Consider the following 6,563-nt stretch of genomic DNA (forward strand, 5'->3'; position numbering starts at 1 on the left):
TACACCTCTTTGCCCAATATTTCCAAAACTTATTTAATGAGGAGAGCTTTTGTGGTAAATTTTATGATAAAATATGTGATGTTATTGTGATGCTGCTTTGAAAAGAAGTTTTTACTTTAGCTTGTATGAAAGAGTTGACGTTAAATCATCAAAATTTATGAGGGGGCCTACAGGTCCGACAGCAGTTAGTGTTGGAGTGGAGTTTGTAAAAAGACGATGTGCTAAATCAGTTAATCTTTTAGGAGTGATGAGATTGAGGCGTTCAATTGTTTCCGATATTGGAATTGGTCGACCATAAAGGAGTATTTGGCGAGCAATGAGATGTGCTTGACTAGAGGGATTTTCCTGTGACATTGTCAGATTTGCACGATATTGCGTTTGTGCTCGTTGCAGTTCGTTGGCGTGAATATTTTTGCTGACCTTGGAAAGTTCATCAAGAATCACAGGAATAAGTTCTTTGAGCCCTTCTTGTCCGGTAGCTGCGTGAACACCAAAAAGCCCAGTATCTGAAAATCCCCAATGAAAAGCATAAATAGAATAGCATAATCCACGTTTCTCTCTTACCTCTTGAAAAAGACGTGAAGACATACCACCACCAAGAATGATTGAAAGAATTTGAGCCGCATAAAAATCACGCGCGTGATAAGCACGCCCTTCAAACCCTAGAACAACTTGTGTATCCATTAAATCGCGATATTCACGAAAGTCGCCACCGACATAATTTGCAAGATTAGTAAGAGGTGCGGTTGAATGGGAGCGAAAAGTACCAAGACGACTTTCAACTTCTCGCAAGAAACTTTCGTGCTTTACAGCTCCTGCAGCAACGACAATCATACGATCTGCACTATATTGTTTATTGATGAAATCATGGAGATCAGTAGATGTAAATGATTGAATAGTTTTAGCTGTTCCTAAAATAGAGCGTCCAAGGGATTGATGACGAAAGGCTGTTTCTGTAAAGTGATCAAAAACAATATCATCAGGAGTGTCATGGGCAGCACCAATTTCCTGAAAGATTACTTGTTTTTCTCGTTCTAGTTCATTGTCGTCAAATTTTGAATGCATTAAAATATCGGCTAAAATGTCTATAGCAAGTGGGATATCGCTTTTAAGTACACGTGCAAAGTAAGCTGTTGTTTCAATACTGGTTGTAGCATTGATTTCACCGCCAACATCTTCAATATCGGTTGCAATTTGAAAAGCAGTACGGTTTTCGGTTCCTTTAAAAGCCATATGCTCAAGAAGATGAGCAATACCATGCTGTGTGGAGGTTTCATTGCGTGAGCCCACTTTAACCCATATTCCGAGGGCAACACTATCAATTTGTTGCATTGTATGTGTGGCGATAGTCAAACCATTATTTAGGCGACAGATATCTACATCCATGTATTTACAACTCCATTAAATAAGCTAAATACCTCATTGTAAGGGTATCAGAATCTTCTTGATTTAAATTAATGCAGCTAACTTTAATAAGATGCACGCGATTTTAAAGAAATATAATCTTTTACTATTTTTTCATCATTAGCAAGATTTATAAAATGTTCTTCGTGTTTCATTACATCATTGAGATGAGATGGCCATGGAGCATGAAGGCCACAAGCGCTTTTAATAGTATCAGGAAATTTAGCTGGATGAGCCGTGGCAAGAACGATCATTGGAATATGCGGTTTTTTGTTTTCACGCGCTACTTGAAGAGCGACCGCTGTATGTGGATCAACAAGATAGCCACTTTCCTTATAGACACTATCAATTTTTTGAGCTGTTGCAGCCATGTTGCTTTTCCCAGCGGAAAATAGGGAACGAATATTTTTGAGTTGCTTTTCATCAAGAGTAAAGAGACCCGTTTTTTTCAAGTTTTCCATTGCATTGCGAATCCACATTGGATCACGATTGCCACTTTCAAAGAGCAAACGTTCAAAATTAGAAGAGACCTGAATATCCATAGAAGGTGATGTTGTATGGACTATTGGTTTTGTTTCGTAAGTACCACTGGTCAATGTACGTACAAGGATGTCGTTATCATTCGTTGCGATGACCAGTTGAGCAATGGGTAATCCCATACGGGCTGCGACATAACCTGCAAAAATATCACCAAAATTTCCAGTAGGAACAGTAAATGAAACAGCTCTATCAGGTGCTCCTAAGGAAAGAGCTGATGAAAAATAGTAAACAATTTGCGCCATGATACGCGCCCAATTTATAGAATTAACACCTGAAAGCGCTGTTTTTTTACGAAAATTATGATCATTAAACATTGCTTTGACAAGAGCTTGGCAATCATCAAAATTTCCTTCAATGGCAATGGCATGAACATTGGAACATTGATTGGTTGTCATTTGCCGTTGTTGAACAGGTGATACACGTCCTTTAGGAAATAAAATAAAAATATCTGAGTGCTCTTTTCCAGCAAAAGCTTGTATCGCAGCTCCTCCTGTATCACCTGATGTTGCAGCAATAATCGTTGCACATCTATTTTTTTCAGTCAAAACATAATCCATCAGTCGAGAAAGAAACTGCATTGCGACATCTTTAAAAGCTAAAGTAGGACCATGAAAGAGTTCAAGGATAAATTCATCTGCTCCAGTTTGTCGTAACGGACAGATTGCTGGATGGTGAAAGGTTGCATAAGATTCAGCGATCATATTTTCAAAAGCTGTATATTCGATTTCGTTATTCACAAAGGGCCACAGGATAGTTTTAGCAATTGTTGTATAGGACTGACCACGAAGTGCTCGTAACGCATCAAATGATAGCTGAGGAAATTTATCTGGCAAATAAAGTCCCCCATCACTTGCCAACCCTGTCATGATTGTTTCCGTAAAGCTTAAAGCAGGAGCTTCACCTCTCGTGCTGATATATTCCATAAGTCTTATCCTTTTTTTATTTCTGGCAAATTGGTGAAGTTATTTATTTCACGTTTTTCATAATATTTAAATTATTAAATGGATAGAGCTTCTTTTCTTCTTTTTAACTCAATAATGAAAGGAAATAGCCTTAAGCATTTTTATTTTTGAGATATAAACGCCAAATGTTCACAGAAAATCTTTTACAGTCGAAAATTTTCTCTCTATTATTCATTCACTTAAATTTTACAACGTATCTTCACTTGTACACCTTCTTAAATAATACAATTAAATAGATAGAATGGCATTTACTGAAGAACTTTTGTATAAAACTCAATCATTTATAGTTATTTTATGCTCTTAATACTTTGTAACAATTAAATCTGCTGAACTGAATGTTAAAATGATACATCTCAGAATTCACATTGGAAGATTTATAAGGTAATTTTATGGCATTTCGTGCACAAATCATACTTTGAATAATCTTTTTTAGCTTAACTTATCACTTTGTATAATAATAGATATTATATTTGTGCTATACAGTATGGTAACCTAAAGTTTATCCATAGAAAACATACAACAGCCTGCTAAATGATGGGAAGCAGGCTGTAAAGTGTTTTCATTTTAAATAGAAAAAAATAACTAAGTATCTTTGAATTATTTGCCTTTAATTTTTCCTATTGCCCATCCGATTATCCCGCTAAATATGGCCATAACAGATCCAGTTAAGAATCCAAAACCCAAAGCTCCTACTGTAGAAAAAACTCCTAGCGTAATTGGTTCAAACACTTTCTCAAATTTTCCTTCAAAGGCAGATTCACTTTTTGCTCTATGAGTGAAACTTGGGACATAAAGAGCAGCTATATCGATAGTTTTTTTCTTTCCTTGTTCTATTAGAGAGACAGTTTCCCATTGAGTATCATTTTTCAAATGATTGGCATGAACATTTATAACTTGTGAAAGCAAAAAAGCAACTGCTATAAAAATATTTAATACGTAAGTTTTCAATACTTTAATCATAGTTTACCACCAATACTTTTATTTTAATCTGAATTGAATAGATGCATCGGCAGAATTAGTGCACATTGAGAGAAACAGAAGCATTTAAAGCTTTTTTCACTCTTATTGTGATAATTCATTAGTTTTTATCATCAACAATGGATAAACACAGAATGTGTTAATAGTTTATATCTCATATGAGAAGGTCTTAATCTGATGAAATTTCAATTTTAACGAGATTTAAAATAGGATATTATTTTGCTGATTATCCATCCTAAAAACATACCTACCGTACTTGATACATAACCAAGAGCCATCCCAATACCAAAAGTCCCGAGTGTAAGAGGTTCAACGACTTTTTCAAATTTTCCTTCGATGGTAATTTCATTTTTCATACCACGATTTAGATTTTGTGTATAGAGAAAAACCGTACTGATTGCATCCTTTCTGTTCTGTTCTGTTAAAGAAATAAAACTATTCTCACGATGAATATTGTTTTGCAAGTAGTTGGCATGTACACTTACAGTCTGTGAAATGTAAAAAACAGATATCATAGAAATAATTAACATATGATTGTTAAAAAACTTAATCATCATTTACCTCAAATACTTTATAGTATTCAATATATATATGTGTGTATATAAATTTATAATTTGGATTTTTGGATGTAATTTACAGAATTTATAGTTATAATAAGAGAAATAGAAGCTTCATTATGTAATAAATTTATAATAATTAATAATAAAATAATGAAGCTATATATTCTATATTTCTACAATATATTGAATTACTTGAACATCAATACTATATCATTTATCCAATTTATTATCGATCCTATAAAACTTATTGCATATTCAGCGTACAATAGTCCCTCTCTTACAGTCATAGGCTCAAAGACCTTTTCAAATTTTTCTTCACCTATTGTTCCATGTTCTGTTTGATAATTTACAGACGGAACATAGAAAGCAGTCGTAGAAACTACATCGGATTTCGCATATTTTACTTGTTCCATTGGGAAAACAGAAAATTCCTCTTTTGGAGTATCATTTTTCAAATAGTTTGCATTAACATTTACAGTTTGTGAAATAAAAAAAGTGCTCGCTATAAAAATGCTTAAGATATAATTTTTAAATAATTTTACCATAACTTTACCTCAAATATTTTTAATTTATATATGTAAGAAATATACATATATGTTTATTTATATCACACATATATAGTTCAATATGTATTTTTAGTCAATAATAAAAACACATATAAAAATATAAATATAATTTTTTATAAACATTATTGTAAAAAAGAAACAGTAATAATTACAAAAAATATTTTAAAAAACTTTATGAAATATTTTATTATGTGTTATATATAAAATAACACGTTGTTATCGTATAATTTTTATAAAATGAGATTAATATTATTTTATAAATACATTTATCGATAATAAAATGATCAAAATTTTTACATATTAAATATATAAAAAATTATTTATTATCGATAGTATAATAAAAAACATGAAAATTATGATATGTTTATATAAATATTCTTAACAATTAAAATATGAATGGACACGCTAAAATTTTATTATTTATAGTAGTTATTATTGTAGAATTTGTGTTATATAAATATTATTTAAGTTATTATTCAATGGTTATTTAATTGCATCGTGATAGCATAATGATACTTCACTATTAATTATATACATTTATGTTATAGATACTAAAAAATGTACAGTTCTCTCATAGTGTAAAGTAGAGCTCGAATTGGATAGAGATAAATGATATTATCTTTTTATCGCCAATGTGAACAGCATATTACTATGATGCAAAGCAGTGTATAGAAGAATCTAATTTAGACATATTTATGAGTGCCGAAAGATCAGTATTAGATAATATTTTTAGAAAGGGTGTTTTTCTTAAAGCTGGATTACTTTTAAAAAGATCTGATTTCATTGCTTATTTAAAAAGTCTATTAAGTGCTTTCGGAAAATTTTAAGCAACTATTAGTATCTCTGTAGGTTGTTTAACATGATTATATGTTTCATATTTATGTGTTTTTTTAAAGAAACCGTTCTCAAGGTACTCAAGCCTATTGTGCAATGATAGATATGATGATAAAGCCCCATAATATAAAACTCTTAGGGCATCAGAGTTTTTGGCGTTTATAAAGAAGAAAGATGGCATCGCCATACAATTTGCTCGCTCCTAATGTTGCTACATTTTTGCATTTTGCTTAATTTGAATAATGATTAATTATTGATTATAAATCAATACGTTGTCTGTAAATTACTTGGTATGAAATGTTTTTTATAAAATGCAAATCTTTATAAGAATGTATTCTTTTTGTTTTTTGTAATCTTAGGGAGGTTGTGCCGATTGATGCTGTTAAAATACTGTTTAAGCAGCAAAGTAAATAAGCCTTCAACAAGTTTGCGAGATTTGGATTGAGCAAATATAAGCCCGTGTAATTTAACAAGAATACTTTTGTTTTTTTCAATAAACTCTTGTGTTCCATAGGTTCTGCGAATTTTAATATTTTTTTCCATGATCAATACGCACATCCCTTACAATTTTACCATAGTGTGTTTTTTTGATCAGATAAAAGAGGTTAGCAATTTTCACATCTTATCGAGCAAGGCATCGTAATATTCCTTTTTTGACAAATCTCATAATTTATCAGGATGAGCTGCTGTGGTTGGGAGTGGGATGTCGGATTTGAGAT

Annotated in this window: 6 protein-coding genes; all 6 read right to left on the reverse strand. The window is 31.8% G+C overall.

Annotation, left to right across the window (positions count from 1 at the left end; all coding sequences use genetic code 11):
- Window positions 1-111 precede the first annotated feature (111 nt).
- Entirely contained in the window at window positions 112-1,386 is a 1,275-nt protein-coding gene (locus ACFIO3_RS06895) for a M16 family metallopeptidase (RefSeq protein WP_375606400.1), read from the reverse strand.
- An 83-nt stretch (window positions 1,387-1,469) separates the two neighbouring features.
- Window positions 1,470-2,867, reverse strand: a complete 1,398-nt coding sequence (thrC, locus tag ACFIO3_RS06900) for a threonine synthase (protein ID WP_375606399.1) — start codon at window positions 2,865-2,867, stop codon at window positions 1,470-1,472.
- Window positions 2,868-3,503: 636 nt separating this feature from the next.
- Window positions 3,504-3,866, reverse strand: coding sequence for a hypothetical protein (locus ACFIO3_RS06905; protein ID WP_375606398.1), 363 nt, complete (start codon window positions 3,864-3,866; stop codon window positions 3,504-3,506).
- Between the two features lie 209 nt (window positions 3,867-4,075).
- Window positions 4,076-4,441: a hypothetical protein gene (locus tag ACFIO3_RS06910; RefSeq protein ID WP_375614423.1), complete on the reverse strand. Its 366-nt coding sequence runs from the start codon at window positions 4,439-4,441 to the stop codon at window positions 4,076-4,078.
- Between the two features lie 191 nt (window positions 4,442-4,632).
- On the reverse strand, window positions 4,633-4,989 hold the full coding sequence (locus ACFIO3_RS06915) for a hypothetical protein (RefSeq protein ID WP_375614991.1): 357 nt from the start codon (window positions 4,987-4,989) through the stop codon (window positions 4,633-4,635).
- Window positions 4,990-6,165: 1,176 nt separating this feature from the next.
- Window positions 6,166-6,387, reverse strand: a complete 222-nt coding sequence (locus ACFIO3_RS06920; RefSeq protein WP_375606395.1) for a hypothetical protein — start codon at window positions 6,385-6,387, stop codon at window positions 6,166-6,168.
- Window positions 6,388-6,563 lie beyond the last annotated feature (176 nt).

It is taken from the genome of Bartonella sp. AD328YNZD (genome assembly GCF_042196425.1).

What these genes read in the sequence shown, in the direction of transcription:
- ACFIO3_RS06895 (WP_375606400.1), bottom strand. Translation starts at nt 1,386, where the DNA reads ATGGATGTAGATATCTGTCGCCTAAATAATGGTTTGACTATCGCCACA.
- thrC (WP_375606399.1), bottom strand. Translation starts at nt 2,867, where the DNA reads ATGGAATATATCAGCACGAGAGGTGAAGCTCCTGCTTTAAGCTTTACG.
- ACFIO3_RS06905 (WP_375606398.1), bottom strand. Translation starts at nt 3,866, where the DNA reads ATGATTAAAGTATTGAAAACTTACGTATTAAATATTTTTATAGCAGTT.
- ACFIO3_RS06910 (WP_375614423.1), bottom strand. Translation starts at nt 4,441, where the DNA reads ATGATGATTAAGTTTTTTAACAATCATATGTTAATTATTTCTATGATA.
- ACFIO3_RS06915 (WP_375614991.1), bottom strand. Translation starts at nt 4,989, where the DNA reads ATGGTAAAATTATTTAAAAATTATATCTTAAGCATTTTTATAGCGAGC.
- ACFIO3_RS06920 (WP_375606395.1), bottom strand. Translation starts at nt 6,387, where the DNA reads ATGGAAAAAAATATTAAAATTCGCAGAACCTATGGAACACAAGAGTTT.